Source organism: Pseudomonas sp. GW822-FHT01E03 (assembly GCF_058802985.1).
This window is the reverse complement of the sequence record NZ_JBXAOQ010000013.1, coordinates 98,951-114,970: the sequence shown is the minus strand read 5'-3', so window position 1 is coordinate 114,970 and position 16,020 is coordinate 98,951. Positions and strand designations below refer to the sequence as shown.

Annotated in this window: 18 protein-coding genes; 7 read left to right on the top strand and 11 right to left on the bottom strand. The window is 59.4% G+C overall.

What is annotated here, in order from left to right:
- Nucleotides 1-41 precede the first annotated feature (41 nt).
- From fapC to pnuC, 5 genes are all read right to left on the bottom strand, one after another.
- On the bottom strand, nt 42-908 hold the full coding sequence (gene fapC, locus AC1RP7_RS23870; RefSeq protein ID WP_057714740.1) for an amyloid-like fimbrin subunit FapC: 867 nt from the start codon (nt 906-908) through the stop codon (nt 42-44).
- A gap of 63 nt (nt 909-971) precedes the next feature.
- Nucleotides 972-1,550 (bottom strand): fibril amyloid subunit FapB, encoded by a 579-nt coding sequence (fapB, locus tag AC1RP7_RS23865; protein ID WP_493180943.1) that lies wholly within the window; start codon nt 1,548-1,550, stop codon nt 972-974.
- A 1-nt stretch (nt 1,551) separates the two neighbouring features.
- Nucleotides 1,552-1,989, bottom strand: coding sequence for a functional amyloid chaperone FapA (gene fapA / locus AC1RP7_RS23860; protein ID WP_218495590.1), 438 nt, complete (start codon nt 1,987-1,989; stop codon nt 1,552-1,554).
- A 357-nt stretch (nt 1,990-2,346) separates the two neighbouring features.
- Nucleotides 2,347-2,871, bottom strand: a complete 525-nt coding sequence (locus AC1RP7_RS23855) for an AAA family ATPase (protein ID WP_493180942.1) — start codon at nt 2,869-2,871, stop codon at nt 2,347-2,349.
- On the bottom strand, nt 2,868-3,431 hold the full coding sequence (gene pnuC, locus AC1RP7_RS23850) for a nicotinamide riboside transporter PnuC (protein WP_493180941.1): 564 nt from the start codon (nt 3,429-3,431) through the stop codon (nt 2,868-2,870). The genes AC1RP7_RS23855 and pnuC overlap by 4 nt, the downstream gene beginning before the upstream one ends.
- A 295-nt stretch (nt 3,432-3,726) precedes the next feature.
- Here pnuC and AC1RP7_RS23845 point away from each other — a divergent pair, with 295 nt between their 5' ends.
- Nucleotides 3,727-4,557: an undecaprenyl-diphosphate phosphatase gene (locus AC1RP7_RS23845; RefSeq protein ID WP_057714745.1), complete on the top strand. Its 831-nt coding sequence runs from the start codon at nt 3,727-3,729 to the stop codon at nt 4,555-4,557.
- Nucleotides 4,554-4,982, top strand: coding sequence for a DUF1294 domain-containing protein (locus tag AC1RP7_RS23840; protein ID WP_489338562.1), 429 nt, complete (start codon nt 4,554-4,556; stop codon nt 4,980-4,982). The genes AC1RP7_RS23845 and AC1RP7_RS23840 overlap by 4 nt, the downstream gene beginning before the upstream one ends.
- A gap of 11 nt (nt 4,983-4,993) precedes the next feature.
- Here the strand turns inward: AC1RP7_RS23840 and AC1RP7_RS23835 are convergent, their stop codons facing one another.
- Together AC1RP7_RS23835 and AC1RP7_RS23830 are read right to left on the bottom strand one after the other, a co-directional pair.
- Nucleotides 4,994-5,353 carry an MmcQ/YjbR family DNA-binding protein gene (locus AC1RP7_RS23835; protein ID WP_057714747.1) on the bottom strand — a complete coding sequence of 120 codons (360 nt, stop codon included), beginning with the start codon at nt 5,351-5,353 and terminating at the stop codon, nt 4,994-4,996.
- Nucleotides 5,350-6,258, bottom strand: coding sequence for a LysR substrate-binding domain-containing protein (locus AC1RP7_RS23830; RefSeq protein ID WP_090455344.1), 909 nt, complete (start codon nt 6,256-6,258; stop codon nt 5,350-5,352). The genes AC1RP7_RS23835 and AC1RP7_RS23830 overlap by 4 nt, the downstream gene beginning before the upstream one ends.
- A 131-nt stretch (nt 6,259-6,389) precedes the next feature.
- Here AC1RP7_RS23830 and AC1RP7_RS23825 point away from each other — a divergent pair, with 131 nt between their 5' ends.
- Together AC1RP7_RS23825 and AC1RP7_RS23820 are read left to right on the top strand one after the other, a co-directional pair.
- On the top strand, nt 6,390-7,001 hold the full coding sequence (locus AC1RP7_RS23825; RefSeq protein ID WP_150757071.1) for an FMN-dependent NADH-azoreductase: 612 nt from the start codon (nt 6,390-6,392) through the stop codon (nt 6,999-7,001).
- Nucleotides 7,002-7,168: 167 nt separating this feature from the next.
- Nucleotides 7,169-8,206 carry an alpha/beta hydrolase family protein gene (locus AC1RP7_RS23820; protein ID WP_090455340.1) on the top strand — a complete coding sequence of 346 codons (1,038 nt, stop codon included), beginning with the start codon at nt 7,169-7,171 and terminating at the stop codon, nt 8,204-8,206.
- Nucleotides 8,207-8,232: 26 nt separating this feature from the next.
- Here AC1RP7_RS23820 and AC1RP7_RS23815 read toward each other — a convergent pair whose 3' ends face one another.
- From AC1RP7_RS23815 to AC1RP7_RS23805, 3 genes are all read right to left on the bottom strand, one after another.
- The gene (locus AC1RP7_RS23815) at nt 8,233-8,664 is read right to left on the bottom strand and encodes a tail fiber domain-containing protein (RefSeq protein WP_090455338.1); all 432 of its coding nucleotides are present in this window, start codon (nt 8,662-8,664) and stop codon (nt 8,233-8,235) included.
- A 171-nt stretch (nt 8,665-8,835) separates the two neighbouring features.
- Complete coding sequence (locus tag AC1RP7_RS23810; RefSeq protein ID WP_493180940.1) at nt 8,836-10,023, bottom strand: MFS transporter; 1,188 nt, start codon at nt 10,021-10,023, stop codon at nt 8,836-8,838.
- 281 nt (nt 10,024-10,304) lie between these two features.
- On the bottom strand, nt 10,305-11,891 hold the full coding sequence (locus tag AC1RP7_RS23805; RefSeq protein WP_033052720.1) for an ABC-F family ATPase: 1,587 nt from the start codon (nt 11,889-11,891) through the stop codon (nt 10,305-10,307).
- Between the two features lie 488 nt (nt 11,892-12,379).
- Here AC1RP7_RS23805 and lpxO point away from each other — a divergent pair, with 488 nt between their 5' ends.
- Nucleotides 12,380-13,279 (top strand): lipid A hydroxylase LpxO, encoded by a 900-nt coding sequence (gene lpxO / locus AC1RP7_RS23800; protein WP_493180939.1) that lies wholly within the window; start codon nt 12,380-12,382, stop codon nt 13,277-13,279.
- Nucleotides 13,280-13,333: 54 nt separating this feature from the next.
- Here the strand turns inward: lpxO and ku are convergent, their stop codons facing one another.
- Entirely contained in the window at nt 13,334-14,185 is an 852-nt protein-coding gene (gene ku / locus AC1RP7_RS23795) for a non-homologous end joining protein Ku (protein ID WP_349734298.1), read from the bottom strand.
- A gap of 193 nt (nt 14,186-14,378) precedes the next feature.
- On the opposite strand from ku, the gene AC1RP7_RS23790 reads away from it, so the two are divergent.
- Nucleotides 14,379-14,726, top strand: coding sequence for a hypothetical protein (locus AC1RP7_RS23790; protein ID WP_493180938.1), 348 nt, complete (start codon nt 14,379-14,381; stop codon nt 14,724-14,726).
- Between the two features lie 67 nt (nt 14,727-14,793).
- Nucleotides 14,794-15,945: a PQQ-dependent sugar dehydrogenase gene (locus tag AC1RP7_RS23785; RefSeq protein WP_057714755.1), complete on the top strand. Its 1,152-nt coding sequence runs from the start codon at nt 14,794-14,796 to the stop codon at nt 15,943-15,945.
- The last annotated feature ends 75 nt before the right edge of the window (nt 15,946-16,020 follow it).

Below are 16,020 nucleotides of genomic sequence, written 5' to 3'. Positions count from 1 at the left end.
GTGGAAAATCCCCGTCGCCGGGGCTTTCATTGCAATCGCGATTACAGACAGGACTTGCAGCCCGCGGCGATGGACAGCGAGTTGCTTTGCTGGTTGCCCACACCAGACGATACGTTGGCTCCGCCGTTGCCGGAGAAGTTGTTCATCGAGCCCGTTATCGACGCATTGTTGGTTACAGGGGCTTTCCAGCCCTCTGGCGTGATCACTTGTTGAGTGGTTACACCCGCCAGACCGAGTACACCCACGGTAGCGAAATCAGTCTGGGTGCTGTCGTCATGGTTGGCGTTGTTGGTGACGTTCAGCCCGGACGTGCTTTGGTTGGCCGCCGCCGCCGCTTGCGCTACACGACCGCCCGAAACGGCAATCGCCAGGTTGTTTTTCTGTTGGTTGAAGTCGCCGGTGGTCACGTTGATGCCGATGTTGCCGGAACCGCTGTTGCCTGCGTTGTTGAGCGTTGTGTTGTTGGTGCTGGAGTGTTTCCTGGCGGTGTTGCCGGTGCTCTTCTGAGTCGCGCTGGAGGCGGCGACCGCGGTGCCGAAGATGAAGCTTTCGTCAGCCGTGGCAAGGGCGGCGGCGTTGTCTTGCTGGTTGCCGTTACCGGCTGCAACGTTGGCGCCCATGTTGCCGTTGGAGTTGTTCAGGGAGTTATCGACCCTAGCGTCGTTCCTGGTGTCCCGGCTCAATACGCTGCTGTCACTGCTTTCCTGCGAGTCCAGCACGGCGGCCCCGGCGCCTGCTGTAATCTGTAGAATTTGTTCCAGCGTCGGGCCTTTAGGCTGATGGTTGTTGCTCTGGCCGTCGCTCTGGCCGTTGCCTTGATCATCATCAAGGCTGCCTGCTTGTGCTGCGAATGCCATCACTGCTGCCAGAGCGAAAGCCAGAGGTTTGAGAGCAGTTGTCGGGTTCATGGTGTTTCTCCGTGCTCATTAGTTGGTCAGGTGTTGGTACTTCCCTAATCGCACTGTTTCGGGTCAGTCAGCGACCCGGATGCTCAAGGTGTTAGCCATTCGGTTTCCCACCCCGGCACTCTGGTTTACCTGGATCACTCCCCGGCTGCCGGTGAAGGCCTGATCGCTTGTCACGACCTGGCGACTGCCATTTGGGGCGCCAGTTGCTCCCGAGTTCGGTAACAACGCCACGTTCTGTTGAGAAAGGGCACTATCGTCGATGGCTTGCGGTGCGGCGCTGATGCTGATGCGCATGGCGTTGGCCATCTGGTTGTTCGCCCCGGCGCTCTGGTTGACGCCCAGTACGCCGTTGCCATTACTGAAGGAGGAGCCGCCGATAGTGGCCGTCGCGTCCATCGACGGATTGGCGGGCGTAGTGATTTTCTGCCGGACGCTGGTGATCGCACCGGCTTGGGTGCCAATGGCGATCGCGCGGACGTTGGCCTGCTGTTGTTGATCGCCAGCCGCCTGGTTGACGTTGAAGTTGCCGCGGTATTGAGTACCCGAATCCTGGAGGGTGGCGTTGTTCACCGAACTGACGCCCGAGTCGGCCATCACACTGGTGCAGCCGAGCAGGGCAAATAACAGCAGGGATCGACACATCTCATTGGCCTCCCGCCATTCTGCCCAGTGAGCCGAGGCCGCTGCTCATGGCGCGGTTGATGGTTCCGGAAATGGCGCTGCCACTGCCACCACCGTGACCGACAGACATGCCGGGCATACCGTTGGGGTTGGTGACGGCGTTGAGGCCTTGCAGGCCACCCAGGCTTTGCCCGTTGTTGTGGCGAAGGGCGGTTCCGGTGGTGACCCCGGCGATGTCGGCGTCACTGAGTTCGCCGGTGACGCGGGCCGATGGGTTGGCATTGAGGGTGTTGGGGTTTGGATCCCTGCCGCCGCTGCGACCGATGGGCGTCGGGTGAATGGTTCGATCAAGCACGATGACGCCGTTGCCTTCGGCTTGAACGTCAAAACTGAAAACCGCGCCTGCAGCGCTCGCGATCAGCAGCAGGCACGTCAAGGCATGTTTATCGAGTATCCCCACGACGGTCTTTCCTTCTCATGTGGGCTGGCTCTGGTCGGCTTTTTGAAGGAGAGAGCGAAAGCTGTGCCGGTTTTTGAATATCTCGTTGATTCAATGGCTTATGGATATTGTCCGGATAGCCTTTGCCGAGAATGTTTCAAAGGTGAGACGAAACCCTGCGCAGGCAGCCCTTATTTGTGGATAAATCGCTCTGGAACAAGGGGTTCAGCAGTGCTGTATCAATGACTTAACAAATCCGATGATCCAGCGGTGAAGAGCGCTTAAACAGGCGGTTTGAGGCGGGAAGGGTGTTTCAGGACCGGACACTTTTCCCCCGGGACAGGGGGGGATAGTGGGGAAATTGCCCCAAAAGGCCGGTCAGGCGCCGAGCAATCGGGTCACGGCGTTCAGTGCCTGGAATCGGCGTTCTGTCCAATCTCCGCGCAGTACTTGAACCGGTTGGGCGTGGCGCTCAAGCCAGGCCAAGGTCTGCTCGAAAAATGCCTGGCGCTCACACAATCGGGGTTGGCAACGCTGGCCATCATCCGTCCATTCGACGTGTTCCGGCGACAGCAGCAAGTGCAAGTCGTAATGCCGGGCCAGTAGCGCTTGTTCGAGCCAGGCGGGGCAGTCGCCAAACAGGGTTTGGCTCCAGAGGATATTGCTCAGCAGGTGCGTGTCGAGGATGAGCAAAGACGGTTGTTGCGCACGGGCTTCGTCTTCCCATGCCAATTGACCGCGGGCGATGTCCGGAATGTCGGCCAAGGTAGTGTCCCGGGGATTGTGCTCGATGAACCAGCGCACATACTCGTCCACCAGGATCCCGCCGAAACGCTGTTGCAACTCGGCCGCCAGCCAGCTTTTACCGCTGGATTCAGGGCCTGTGAGTACCAGGACTTTCATGCGCGCAACGCCGGATCGGCGCGCCATTGGCGCCAGCCCTGCACGGCGATAACGGCGAACAGCCCGTACAGGGTGGCGGTCAGGTACAGGTCCTTATAGATGAACAGTCCGACGAAAATCACATCCAGGGCGATCCATAGCGGCCAGCACTGGACACGTTTTTGCGCCATCCAGACCTGCGCCACCAGGCTGAATCCGGTCAGCGCCGCATCGAGCCAGGGTTGCGCGGCGTCGGTCCAGTGGGCCATGGCCGCCCCCAGCAACAGGCTGCCGAGTGCGCCGATGGCCAGGCTCAACGCCACGGAACGGGAATCGAGCCAACTGACTTCGCGGCCATGGCTCGTTTCGCCAGCCCGTGTCCACTGCCACCAGCCGTAAAGCTGCAAGGCGGCATAGACGACTTGCAGCAACATGTCCGAATACAGCTTCACCTCAAAAAAGATCCAGCTATAGAGCAGCACCATGACCAGACCGATGGGCCAGCACCAGGCGTTCTGTTTGACCGTCAGCCAGACGGCAATGACACCGAGGGTGGCGGCAAACAGTTCAAGCCCGGACATGGAGGTTCCTTGGTGAAATCGAAGAGGGGGCCGATTGTAACCGGATTGGCGTCGGGAATCCCGTGGAGCAGGGTGTGCTTCGTTGGTGCGCGATAACGCGGCAGCGCCAATCGGACTTGTCTGATAGGATTCCGGCCCCGCGCGGGTAAACCCGGATCAGGATTGTTTTTTCACAGGATTTTGACGGTTCCGTGGTGATCCTTGATGCGCGGGGCTTCAGCTAGGCTGATCGCAATTCAAGCTTTGGAAAAATATTAACGGGGCATGCCGGCGCGCATAGCCTTTTGGGGGATTGATGGATCTTTGGACCGCCTTTCAGGCATTGATACTTGGGGTTGTAGAAGGACTGACCGAGTTCCTGCCCATTTCCAGCACCGGCCACCAGATCATCGTGGCCGACATGCTCGGCTTCGGGGGCGAGCGGGCGATGGCGTTCAACATCATTATCCAGCTGGGTGCCATCCTGGCGGTGGTATGGGAGTTTCGACGCAAGATCTTCGATGTGGTCATCGGCCTGCCGACCCAGCCGAGCGCTCGGCGGTTTACCGCGAACCTGTTGATTGCGTTCTTCCCGGCCGTGGTGCTGGGCGTGATCTTCGCCGACATGATCCACGAGTACCTGTTCAATCCGATCACCGTGGCAGCGGCGCTGGTCGTGGGCGGGTTCGTCATGTTGTGGGCCGAGCGCCGGCAGCATGAAGTCCACGCCGAAACGGTGGATGACATGACCTGGAAAGATGCCCTGAAAGTCGGCTTCGCCCAATGCCTGGCGATGATTCCGGGCACTTCGCGTTCGGGCTCGACGATCATCGGCGGGTTACTGTTCGGCCTGTCGCGCAAGACCGCTACCGAGTTTTCGTTCTTCCTGGCGATGCCAACCATGGTCGGCGCAGCGGTGTACTCGGGCTATAAGTACCGTCACCTGTTTGTCCCGTCCGATTTCCCGGTGTTCGCGATCGGCTTCGTCACGGCGTTCGTCTTCGCGATGATCGCGGTCCGCGGGCTGCTCAAGTTCATCGCCAACCACAGCTATGCGGCGTTTGCCTGGTATCGCATTGTGTTCGGCCTGATCATCCTGGCGACCTGGCAGTTCGGCTGGGTCGACTGGAGCGCGGTCAAGCCGTGAGTGACTCAAGCTCGCGCAATAACCCCGGGCGCCAGCCCGGGGGACAGATCCGTCATCCACGGCTGAAGTGGCTGGTGTTTGCACTCCTGTGTGCGTTGCCGCTGTCGGGGTCGGTGTCTTCATGGCTGCACGGGGTGTCGCTGATTCCCCTGGCGGCCTACGGCATCGTCAGCGTCGTGACGTTTTTCCTGTACTGGAGCGACAAGCGCAAGGCCCGCGGCGAGCAATGGCGTACGCCGGAGAATGTCCTGCATGCGCTGGAGCTCGCCGGCGGCTGGCCCGGTGCCTTGCTGGCGCAGCAAGCGTTCCGGCACAAAACCCGCAAAATCTCCTACCAGTTGGTGTTCTGGATCATCGTGCTCATGCACCAGGTGTTCTGGATCGACCACCTGTTCCTCGGCGCACACCTGTTCGCCTTGTTCTGATCGACAAGGTCCTAAAGCAACAAGCCGACTTGAGTGCGCTTGGGCAGTTTGCTCACCACCAACTGGTGGGAACGCTGCAACAAGCCCTGCAGTTCTTCGTTGCCGAGCGGGTAGGGCGTTTCCATGATGATCCACTGGGCGCGCGCCAGATAAGGCGCCGGATGAATCCCCGGGCGGTCGCAATGACCGAGAAACAGATCCTTGTCGACCTTGAAGGCCAGGGAATCACCCCGCAGGCCCTGCAAGGCGAACATCTTGTTCCCGGCAATCGAAAACACCCGCACGCCTCCCCATTTATAGTCTTCCCGCGCTCCGGGCAGGGTAAGGCAGAATTTCGCGACATCCTCTTCGCTCATCCGTCCGGCTTTCATAACAATCGTTCCCCGCAGGCATTGAATGACTCGACCAGATGGTCAATCCAGGCGCGTACCGCCGGCATGACCCCGCGTCGATGAGGATAGACCGCTTGCAGCCAGCCACCGGGCAACGACCAGTCGGGCAACAGCTGCACCAGTGCGCCGTTTTCCAGTTCCTGCTCGCAATACATCATGGGCAGCATCGTAAAGCCCAGGCCGGAGAGGGTGCTGGCCTTGCGCACGATAAAGTCATCGATGCCCAGCCGGGCCTCGAGCGCCAGTTCACAACTTTTGCCTTTTTGATCCAGCATGCGGATGTGCACCATGCGGTCGGCCTCGAGGGCGCCGAGCACCGGCAGGTTTTTCAGATCGTCGGGATGGTTGATCTCTCGGCCAACGAGGAAGCCGGGACTGGCGACCATCAGCATCTGCGCTTGACGCAGGCGGCGGGTCACCAGCAGCGGGTCTTCGTCGCCCAGCTCCCGCACTCGCAGGGCCACGTCAATGCCTTCGTTCACCAGGTCGACCCGGCGGTTGAGCAGCATGACCTCCAGCTGGACTTGTGGAAACCTTTCCAGAAAGTCGCTGATCACCCCCGGCAATATTTCATGGGCCAGCCCAACCGGGCAGGACACCCGCAAACGCCCGCGGGGCTCGCTGGACATGCTGGCCACGGCCTCGTCGGCCATTTCCGCCTCCAACAGCATCGCCTGACAGTGCCTCAGGTAACGCTCACCGACGGCAGTCAGTTTCAGTTGTCGGGTGGTGCGTTGCAGCAATCTTGCGCCGAGGCGCTCTTCCAGTTCGGCGATGCGCCGTGACAATCGGGACTTGGGGATGCCCAGCAAACGTCCAGCCGCGGCGAACCCCCCGGCTTCCACGACTTTGGCGAAGTAATACAGGTCGTTGAGGTCTTGCATGATGTGAATCCAATTGTCCTATCTATGGGACGAACTATCGCATTGTTACCGTCTAATCAGCTATTGGTTTCGTGTGTAGGATTAGTCCCATCAGATCGCCCTTGTGGGCGATCCTCACTTGGAGATCCCACATGAAACTGCTGCATATCGATTCGAGCATCCTGGGCGACAACTCGGCTTCCCGTCAGTTGAGCGGTGAAGTCGTCAAAGCCTGGCAAGCCGCCGAGCCAACCGCCGTGGTGACTTACCGCGACCTGGCCGCCGACGCCATCAGCCATTTCTCCGCCACCACCCTGGTCGCCGCCGGCACCACCGCTGAACTGCGCAATGCCGCACAACAGCACGAAGCCGAACTGAGCGCCTCGACCCTGGCCGAATTCCTGGCTGCCGATGCCGTGGTGATTGCCGCACCGATGTACAACTTCACCATCCCGACTCAACTCAAAGCCTGGATCGACCGTATCGCGGTGGCCGGCCAGACCTTCCGCTACACCGAAGCCGGCCCTGAAGGCCTGTGCGGCGGCAAGAAAGTCGTGATCGTTTCGACCTCCGGCGGCATGCACGCCGGTCAGGCAACCGGTGTTGCCCACGAAGAGTATTTGAAGTTGCTGTTCGGTTTCATCGGTATCACCGACATCGAAATCGTCCGTGCCGAAGGCTTGGCTTACGGTGACGACGTGCGCAACAAGGCCATGAGTGCTGCCCACGCACAAATCAGCGAGCAGTTGTTCGCCGCTGCGTAAGGCTTGGGTAAAAGTAAGCAACCGTTCAGGTAAAGCCCAAAAAACTCTGTATTCTGGCTACGCAAGTACCAGTTACGGAGTTTTTTGTTTCTGGTCATTTCAGATTGTGGCCCGACTCATGCAGTCCAGGGCGTACGTCTCAAGTCCGGTAACAAGGCGGGGCATCCATGATGCGTCTTTGTGCAACTTTACTGATTTGCCTGCTCAGCAGCTTGAATACAGTGCACGCCGCGCCTGCACCGCATCCTCACTGGAGCGTCGGCTTCCACGAGATGACTTTTCTCGACCCGCTGGACTTGCAGCCGATGCGCGCCATTGCCTTCTATCCTTCCAGTGATCGGGAGCACACCAGCAAGCTCGAGGGTTACACCGTCGAAGCCGGGGAGGACACCAAGGTCGCCATCGGCCGGTTCCCGATGCTGATGCTGTCCCACGGAAATACCGGTACCCCGCTGGCCCTGCACGACCTTGCCACGTCGCTGGCGCGCAAAGGCTTTGTCGTGGTGGCGGTGATTCACCCCGGTGACAACTCCAGGGACCACAGCCGACTCGGTACTTTGAGTAACCTGTACGGCCGGCCGATCCAGATTTCCGAAGCCATTACCGCGACCTTGGGCGACCGTATGCTGTCGCCGTTCGTCAATGCCGATCAGGTGGGGGTCATTGGCTATTCGGCCGGTGGCGAGACCGCATTGATCCTGTCCGGCGCGACCCCGGACCTGGATCGCCTGCGCCGTTACTGCCAGGAGCGCCCGGATGACCGCGATGCCTGTAACACCCAGGGCGAATTGATTGTCGACCGCGATGACCTGCAACCGGTGGCCGATCCTCGCGTCCACGCCTTGATGCTGATGGCACCGTTGAGCCTGAAGTTCGGCCGCCACACCCTGGCCGATGTGCATGTGCCGGTGCTGCTTTACAGCGGCGATGGCGACAAGCTGGTGGCTGTCGACAAGAACGCCGCGGCGCTGGCGCGCAAACTGCCGACCGCGCCCGACTTCAAGTTACTGGCCGGGGCAGGGCACTTCGTCTTCATGGCGCCGTGCAATGACGAGCAGATCGTAATCATGCCTGCGCTGTGCACCGATGCCGATGGCGTCGACCGGCAGGACATTCATCGCAATCTGATCTCCGAAGCCGGACGCTTCTTCACGCGCACCCTGGGCAGGCCGACCCGGGCGGGGATGCAGACCGCCGATCAGTGAGGGAGATCGGCGGTTTTTATCGTTAGTTACTTATCAGCTAAAGCAGTTTCCAGTGTTACTACTCTGGCATTAAGTTCACGCACAGATTCGATAAGAGGCGCCACAAGTTTTTGGTAATCAACTTGCAAATGACCGCGATCGGTGCGCACTAACTGTGGATAAACTTTCTGCACATCCTGGGCAATCAGACCGACATCGGCTTGGTCGTTTTGCTTCCAGTTGAACGTTACACCATGGAGTTTCAGGAGGTTTTCCGTCGGGTTTTCCAGACGTTGAACGTTGCTTTTCAGTCGTTCATCACTGAAGAATGGGCAGCACTCATCTCCTATATCGCCGCCAATGTCCCAGCATTGGCCGTTATGGCAGATTTGCTGCGACGTCGAGCTTTGAGCATGGACAGTACCGTAGAGGGAAAACAGCAACGTCGTGGCGAGCAGGCTTAAAGGCAATATACGCATATTTATCAATTTCCATTTGTCGATTGTTATGTAAGAGCGACGTGAAGAATCTGTCAAAGTTGATGCTTCACACAATGCTGGCTCTTTGTATCAATCGGTGCGGAATGTTGCGTTTGAATTATGCGGTAAAGTTTTGATGTATTACCTTGTTAGTGCCAGCTTTCAATGGTTTTAGCGCGCACTTTGACGTGACAGGATCAACGTCAGGCAAAGGCCGGTGACCGACAACAACGCAGCACTGAAGAAAATCCACGCATATCCCAGGTTCAACGCCACTGCGCCCATCAACGGGCCGGCAATCGCCAGCGCCAGATCGAAAAACACCGCATAAGCACTCAAGCCCGCCCCCCGGCTGGAGTTGGGCACCTGTTTGATGGCCTCGACACCCAACGCCGGATACACCAGAGACAGGCCAAATCCAGTCAGGCCGGCGCCAATGAGCGCATACCCGGTCGAAGGGGCCAGCCACAACAGCATCAGGCCAACCGTCTCAATGCACATGCAGGCAATGGCCGACGTGAACCCGCCAAACCGACCGATGGCGGATATGAACAGCAGCCGCGACAGAATGAAACACACGCCGAACACGGTCAGGCAGTAGGCCGCGCCGGTCCAGCCACGATTGACGTAGTAAAGAGTGATAAAGGTCGTCAGGGTGCCGTAGCCAATGGACGCCAGGCTCAAGCTCGCGCCGAACGGCGCAATGCGCCCGAACACCGCCCAAAACGGCAGGCGCTCGCCGCGCACCACGGGCACCGAGGGCTTGTTGCGAATCAGCAGCAGTGCGGCCAGGGCCAGCAGCGACAGGGCGATACCCAGGCTGGCGAAACCCAGTTGTTGCACCATGACCACACCCAGCGGCGCACCAACGGCAATAGCCCCATAGGACGCGATGCCGTTCCAGGAAATCGACCGCGCGGTATGCTCGGCGCCCACCTGGCCCATGCACCAACTGATGGTGCCGACACCGATCAACCCTTGGGCGATCCCCAGTAGCAGGCGCCCGGCGATCAGGATCAGCAGGCTGAGCAAGGGAAAGCCTTGCAACAGAGTCGACAGCAAGGTCAGCACGCCGCTGAGCACAATCCCCGCCAAGCCATAGATGATTGCGCGCTTGGTACCAACGCTGTCCGACATCCGCCCGGCCATGGGCCGGCTGAGCAGGGTGGCGAGGTATTGCGAGCCGATGGTCAGCCCGGCCACGATGGCGCTGAACCCGAGTTGTTCGTGGACATAACCCGGCAATACCGCAATCGGCAAACCGATGCAGAGGAAGGCAATGAAGGTATAGAAAACGATGGAGACGATCTGCAGGGTGATCGCCAATGAGCTTTGCGGAGCAACTTGCTGCACAGACATGAGGGCTCGTTCGCGGGCGGCGGTGGGAGACCTGCATCATGGCGCGGCGTTGGGATAAAAGAAAGCAGGCTAACTACTTTTGCCGTGACATTATCGTTGTTCCTCATGGCCTCATCGCGAGCAAGCTCGCTCCCACATTTTGAAATGCATCCCCCTGTGGGAGCGAGCTTGCTCGCGATGATTCATGTACCAACAAGAAACCTTGGCCCGGAATGCAAAAAGCCCCGTCACCAGGACAGGGCTTTTCACTTGAAGCTTGCAGCCAAAGGCTTGTAGCTACTTTAGAACACCACACCCTGGCTACGCAGGTAGTCGTCGTAGGTGCCGCTGAAGTCGGTCACGCCGTTAGGGCTCAGCTCGATGATGCGGGTGGCCAGGGACGATACGAACTCACGGTCGTGGCTGACGAAGATCAGCGTGCCCGGGTAGTTCTCCAGCGCCAGGTTCAGCGCTTCGATCGATTCCATGTCCAGGTGGTTGGTCGGTTCGTCCATCACCAGTACGTTCGGCTTTTGCAGGATCAGCTTGCCGAACAGCATGCGGCCTTGCTCACCACCGGAGATGACCTTGACCGACTTGAGGATCTCGTCGTTGGAGAACAGCATGCGGCCCAAAGTGCCGCGAATGATCTGCTCGCCCTGAGTCCACTGGCCCATCCAGTCGAACAGGCTGACGTCGTCTTCGAAGTCGTGGGCGTGGTCCTGGGCGTAGTAGCCCAGCTCCGCGCTTTCGGTCCACTTCACGGAGCCGGCGTCCGGGGTCAGTTCGCCCATCAGGGTGCGCAGCAGGGTGGTTTTGCCGATACCGTTCGGGCCGATGATCGCCACGCGCTCGCCGGCTTCTACGGTGAAGCTGAAGTTCTTGAACAGGGTCTTGCCGTCGAAGCCCTTGGACATCTGCTCGATGGTCACGGCCTGGCGGTGCAGCTTCTTGGTCTGTTCGAAGCGGATGAACGGGCTCACGCGGCTCGATGGCTTGACTTCGGCCAGCTGGATCTTGTCGATCTGCTTGGCGCGGGAAGTGGCCTGCTTGGCTTTCGAGGCGTTGGCCGAGAAGCGGCTGACGAACGTTTGCAGTTCGGCGATCTGGGCTTTCTTCTTGGCGTTGTCCGACAGCAGTTGCTCGCGGGACTGGGTCGCCGCAGTCATGTACTCGTCGTAGTTGCCCGGGAACAGGCGCAGCTCACCGTAGTCCAGGTCGGCCATGTGGGTGCAGACGCTGTTGAGGAAGTGACGGTCGTGGGAAATGATGATCATGGTGCTGTTACGCACGGTGAGAATCGATTCCAGCCAGCGAATGGTGTTGATGTCCAGGTGGTTGGTCGGTTCGTCGAGCAACAGCACTTCCGGATCGGAGAACAGCGCCTGGGCCAGCAATACCCGCAGTTTCCAGCCTGGAGCCACTTCGGACATCGGGCCGAAATGCTGTTCCAGGGGAATACCCAGGCCCAGCAGCAGTTCGCCGGCACGGGATTCGGCGGTGTAGCCGTCCATTTCGGCGAATTCGGTTTCCAGCTCGGCCACGGCCATGCCGTCTGCTTCGCTCATTTCCGGCAGCGAATAGATGCGATCGCGCTCGGCCTTGACCTTCCACAGCTCTTCGTGACCCATGATCACGGTGTCGATCACGGTGAATTCTTCGTAGGCGAACTGGTCCTGGCGCAATTTACCCAGGCGCACGTTCGGCTCCAGCATGACCTGGCCGCCGGACGGCTCGAGGTCACCGCCGAGAATCTTCATGAAGGTCGACTTGCCGCAACCGTTGGCGCCGATCAGGCCGTAACGGTTGCCACCGTTGAACTTGACCGAAACGTTTTCGAAGAGCGGCTTGGCGCCGAACTGCATCGTGATGTTAGCTGTAGAAATCAAAGGTTTTTCCTGCGAAGCATTCAGAGTAGCTAGGGTTGCGGCAGTACCGGTTCAGTACCTGTTTCCACTGTTGGGCCCCGGGACATTCATCCCGATCGGCAGTGGAAGATCTATCTGGCATCAAGTGGACAGCAGCATGTGGTGCGCCTGGCCCGAGACAACGTGCGCTGAAAGGGGATTTTCCCGCTCTCAACCTGGGGGCGCGTAAAGTTTGGCGGCGATTGTACTGGTCTGGCTCTTTAAACGATAGGGCGATGGAGGCCTCTGCAACGCTTTGGCGGTTTTTGCGGACACATTTTCACAGTTGCGGGTTAACTATTGGTTACAAACTGTGGCTAAAATGCCATCCATCAGCTGAAGGCCGACCATCGGCGTGGTTCGATGGCATTACGGGGCCGCTGTTTCGCATTCAGTCGCTGCACAAGACCCGGGGACCGGCATGCCGGTAAAGGGCGCAGTTTGTTTATTTCCAACCTGTGACGATTTCCGTGAAACTGATCATTGCCGTTATCTACGTTGCCTCTATTGCGTACGTTCACCTGCGTGGTCGAGTGCGCCACAAGCTGGGGCGCCAGTTGAGTGATCACTCGACATTCCTGGCGCCGATCAATTGCTTTCTTTATCTGTTTTCGAAAATCCCCAACAAACCGTATCTCGATCCGGCTGATTTTCCCGACCTGAGCCCGCTGCAGGCGCATTGGGAAGAAATTCGTGCCGAAGGCCAGAATTTGCTTCACGCCGGCGAGATCAAACGTTCGAACCAATACGATGACGTCGGTTTCAACTCGTTTTTCAAGACCGGCTGGAAGCGCTTCTATCTCAAGTGGTATGGCGATAGCCACCCGTCGGCCATGAAGCTCTGCCCGCGTACCACCGAACTGGTACAGGGCATTGGCTCGATCAAGGCGGCGATGTTCGCCGAGTTGCCACCGGGCTCTAGACTGGTGCGCCACCGCGACCCGTATGCCGGTTCGTACCGTTATCACCTCGGACTGGACACACCCAACGCTGAAGGTTGCTACATCAATGTCGATGGCCAGAACTACCATTGGCGCGATGGCGAAGCGGTGATGTTCGATGAGACCTTCATTCATTACGCAGAGAACACCACGCCACGCAACCGCATCATCCTGTTCTGCGACGTCGAGCGGCCGATGAAGTATCGGTGGGCAGCGGCATTCAATCGCTGGTTCAGCCGCACTGTCATGTCGGCGGCAGGTGCACCGAACGAGGACGGAGACCGCACCGGTGGGATCAACCGGCTGTTCAGCAAGGTCTACAAGGTTCGCCTGCGCGCCAAGGAACTGAAAAAGCGCAACCGCAAGCTTTACTACCTCCAAAAATGGTCGATCTTTGCCGGGTTGCTGGCGGTCTTCATTCTGATCTGATTTTTTCGGTGTAGCGTACCAAGGCTTCGCGAGCAGTCCGGGACATCCAACGGATCACTTACTGACTTTCTTCCTGGCAACCGGTTTGCTTCCCGCCTTCGGCCTGGACGCTGCTTTACCGCTGCCGAGGCTGCGCTTGAGCAGTTCGGTCAGGTCAATGACATCCGCCGTTTTGCGCTCCTCTTCACCAGAAGCGGTTTCGACGTCTTCGATCTTGCCTTCACGGGCCTTCTTGTCCACCAGGGCCATGATCTTGTCTTCGAAGCCGTCCCGATAGTCGTCCGGCGTCCACTCGGCACTCATGTCCTCCACCAGGCGTTTGGCCATGTCCCGTTCGCCCTTGGCCAGTTCGGGGTTGGTCACTTCGCTGCCCAGCGCCAGTTCATTGAGACTTCGCACCTCGGCCGGCCAGCGCAGCATCACCAGGACCAGTGCCGATTCCAGCGGCATCAATGCGGCCAGGTGCTGGCGGGTATGCAAGACCACGCGGGCGAGGGCGACCTTGCCGGTTTTGCTCAGGGTTTCGCGCAGCAGCGCATAGACCTTTCCGCCACGTTTGTCGGGAGCCAGGTAGTAAGGCGTGTCGATGTTCTGCAAGGGAATCTGCTTGCCGTCGACAAAGGAGAAAATGTCGATGGTCTGGGTCGAGAGCGGATGAGCGGAACGGATCTCCTCTTCACTGAGCACCACGTACCGGCCCTTTTCGTATTGCACGCCCTTGACGATGTGCTCCTTGGTGACTTCCTTGCCCGTCACCTTGTTGACACGCTTGTAGCCCACCGGGTCCATGCTGCGGCTGTCGAGCCAGTCGAAATCGACGCCTCGGGAGGACGTTGCCGAGACCAGCGCCACAGGGATGTGCACCAGTCCGAAGCTGATTGCGCCTTTCCAGATTGCCCGTGCCATGGTCGTCTACTCGCGAGTGATGTTCAGGTGACCTGCGGTCCTTTGCAAAAGTTTCTGTGGTCTGCGCGCCGGTTCCCCCGCCGGATCAACAGGGTGCCAGATCGTGCCGGGGAGTTTTTGGTTAACAAATCCGAACCTCGGGCGTAGCGTGGTATCGAAGTCCTTACCCACGCGGACGCAGAGAGGCACCCCCATGAACCGATACGTGTTTGGCGCCATTGCACTGGCCTTGAGTGGCGTACTTGGCTCCTTGGTCCAGGCCGACGTCTCTGCTTCGTTGCAGTTGGCCCAGAACCTGCCGGGCAGCCCCAACAACAACCCTTACAACAGTCCGATTCGCCGGGCCAATCCCAACAGCATGCAAGGCACCCAACCCGGCACCCCGGCCATACGAGGACCCAATACCGTGCCGGCCCCGCGCCCGCCGACACTGGACAATGGTGGCATTGGTAATCGCTACCCCGACCGGACAGCGCCCGCCAGCCCACCGAAATTCATTCCCAATCCACCGCCTCGAGACACCGGTAGCAGCAACCGTTGAGTGGCAGGCATGACGTCTGCCCGCTACTTTTCACCAAGTCCCATTTCCATCAGAAAAGGAATCCTGCATGTTGCGTAAAAGCCTGTTGGCAACCCTCTGTGCCGGCGTATTGATCAGCGCCGCTGTCCCTGTGCTTGCCGCACCGGCCCAGACGATGAAAAGCGAAGATGGCACCCTTGAGGTCACCCCCATCGTGACGGGGCTGGAGCACCCCTGGGCCCTGGCATTCCTGCCGGATAGCAAAGGCATGCTGGTGACCGAACGGCCCGGCAACCTGCGACTGGTGACCGCCGAAGGCAAGTTGTCCGCACCGCTCAATGGCGTACCCACGGTCTGGGCCAAGGGGCAGGGTGGATTGCTCGACGTGGCGCTGTCGCCCGACTTCAAGCAGGACCGGATGGTCTATCTGTCCTATGCCGAAGGTGGCGGTCAGGGCGGCAAGGCCGGCACGGCGGTGGGCCGCGGCCGGCTCTCCGACGATATGACAGCGCTCAAGGATTTCCAGGTGATCCTGCGTCAGGAACCCAAGCTCTCGGTGGGCAACCATTTTGGCTCGCGGCTGGTGTTTGATCGCGACGGCTATCTGTTCGTGACCCTGGGGGAAAACAACGACCGCCCGACCGCCCAGGACCTCGACAAGCTGCAAGGCAAAGTGGTGCGAATCTACCCGGATGGCACTGTGCCCAAGGACAACCCCTTTGTCGGCCAGGCCAACGTGCGCCCGGAGATCTGGTCCTACGGGCAGCGTAACCCGCAAGGCGCCGCGCTCAACCCGTGGAACGGCACGCTGTGGGAAAACGAACACGGCCCTCAGGGCGGCGATGAAATCAACATCATCGAGCGCGGCAAGAATTACGGCTGGCCGCTGGCGACCCATGGCATCAACTACTCCGGTCAACCGATTCCCGAAGCCAAGGGTGAAATCGCCGAAGGCACCCTTGTCCCGAATCATGTCTGGGAAAAGTCCCCGGGCCTGAGTGGCATGGCGTTCTACGATGCCGATCGTTTCAAGGTCTGGCAGCGCAACGTGTTTGTCGGCGCGCTGATCAGCCAGGAACTGATCCGCCTGGAGTTCGATGGCGACAAGGTGATCCACGAGGAGCGCTTGCTCGGGGAGCTGAAAAAACGCATTCGCGACGTACGGCAGGGGCCGGACGGATACTTGTATGTTTTGACCGATGAGGAGAACGGCGGGTTGTACAAGGTGGGTTTGAAGTAACCAGCCGTGGGCTTGTCCTGCAGCCGCCATAGTGAGCGGCTGCAGAACGGGTATTGAGTTTCAGGGCATCGGTTT

Excerpts from the sequence above, each read along its gene's own strand:
- AC1RP7_RS23855 (WP_493180942.1), bottom strand. The coding sequence starts at position 2,871 with ATGAAAGTCCTGGTACTCACAGGCCCTGAATCCAGCGGTAAAAGCTGG.
- AC1RP7_RS23830 (WP_090455344.1), bottom strand. The coding sequence starts at position 6,258 with ATGCAAGACCTCAACGACCTGTATTACTTCGCCAAAGTCGTGGAAGCC.
- AC1RP7_RS23845 (WP_057714745.1), top strand. The coding sequence starts at position 3,727 with ATGGATCTTTGGACCGCCTTTCAGGCATTGATACTTGGGGTTGTAGAA.
- AC1RP7_RS23785 (WP_057714755.1), top strand. The coding sequence starts at position 14,794 with ATGTTGCGTAAAAGCCTGTTGGCAACCCTCTGTGCCGGCGTATTGATC.
- pnuC (WP_493180941.1), bottom strand. The coding sequence starts at position 3,431 with ATGTCCGGGCTTGAACTGTTTGCCGCCACCCTCGGTGTCATTGCCGTC.
- fapB (WP_493180943.1), bottom strand. The coding sequence starts at position 1,550 with ATGTGTCGATCCCTGCTGTTATTTGCCCTGCTCGGCTGCACCAGTGTG.
- AC1RP7_RS23810 (WP_493180940.1), bottom strand. The coding sequence starts at position 10,023 with ATGTCTGTGCAGCAAGTTGCTCCGCAAAGCTCATTGGCGATCACCCTG.
- AC1RP7_RS23820 (WP_090455340.1), top strand. The coding sequence starts at position 7,169 with ATGATGCGTCTTTGTGCAACTTTACTGATTTGCCTGCTCAGCAGCTTG.
- AC1RP7_RS23815 (WP_090455338.1), bottom strand. The coding sequence starts at position 8,664 with ATGCGTATATTGCCTTTAAGCCTGCTCGCCACGACGTTGCTGTTTTCC.
- AC1RP7_RS23825 (WP_150757071.1), top strand. The coding sequence starts at position 6,390 with ATGAAACTGCTGCATATCGATTCGAGCATCCTGGGCGACAACTCGGCT.
- AC1RP7_RS23790 (WP_493180938.1), top strand. The coding sequence starts at position 14,379 with ATGAACCGATACGTGTTTGGCGCCATTGCACTGGCCTTGAGTGGCGTA.
- fapC (WP_057714740.1), bottom strand. The coding sequence starts at position 908 with ATGAACCCGACAACTGCTCTCAAACCTCTGGCTTTCGCTCTGGCAGCA.
- AC1RP7_RS23835 (WP_057714747.1), bottom strand. The coding sequence starts at position 5,353 with ATGAAAGCCGGACGGATGAGCGAAGAGGATGTCGCGAAATTCTGCCTT.
- ku (WP_349734298.1), bottom strand. The coding sequence starts at position 14,185 with ATGGCACGGGCAATCTGGAAAGGCGCAATCAGCTTCGGACTGGTGCAC.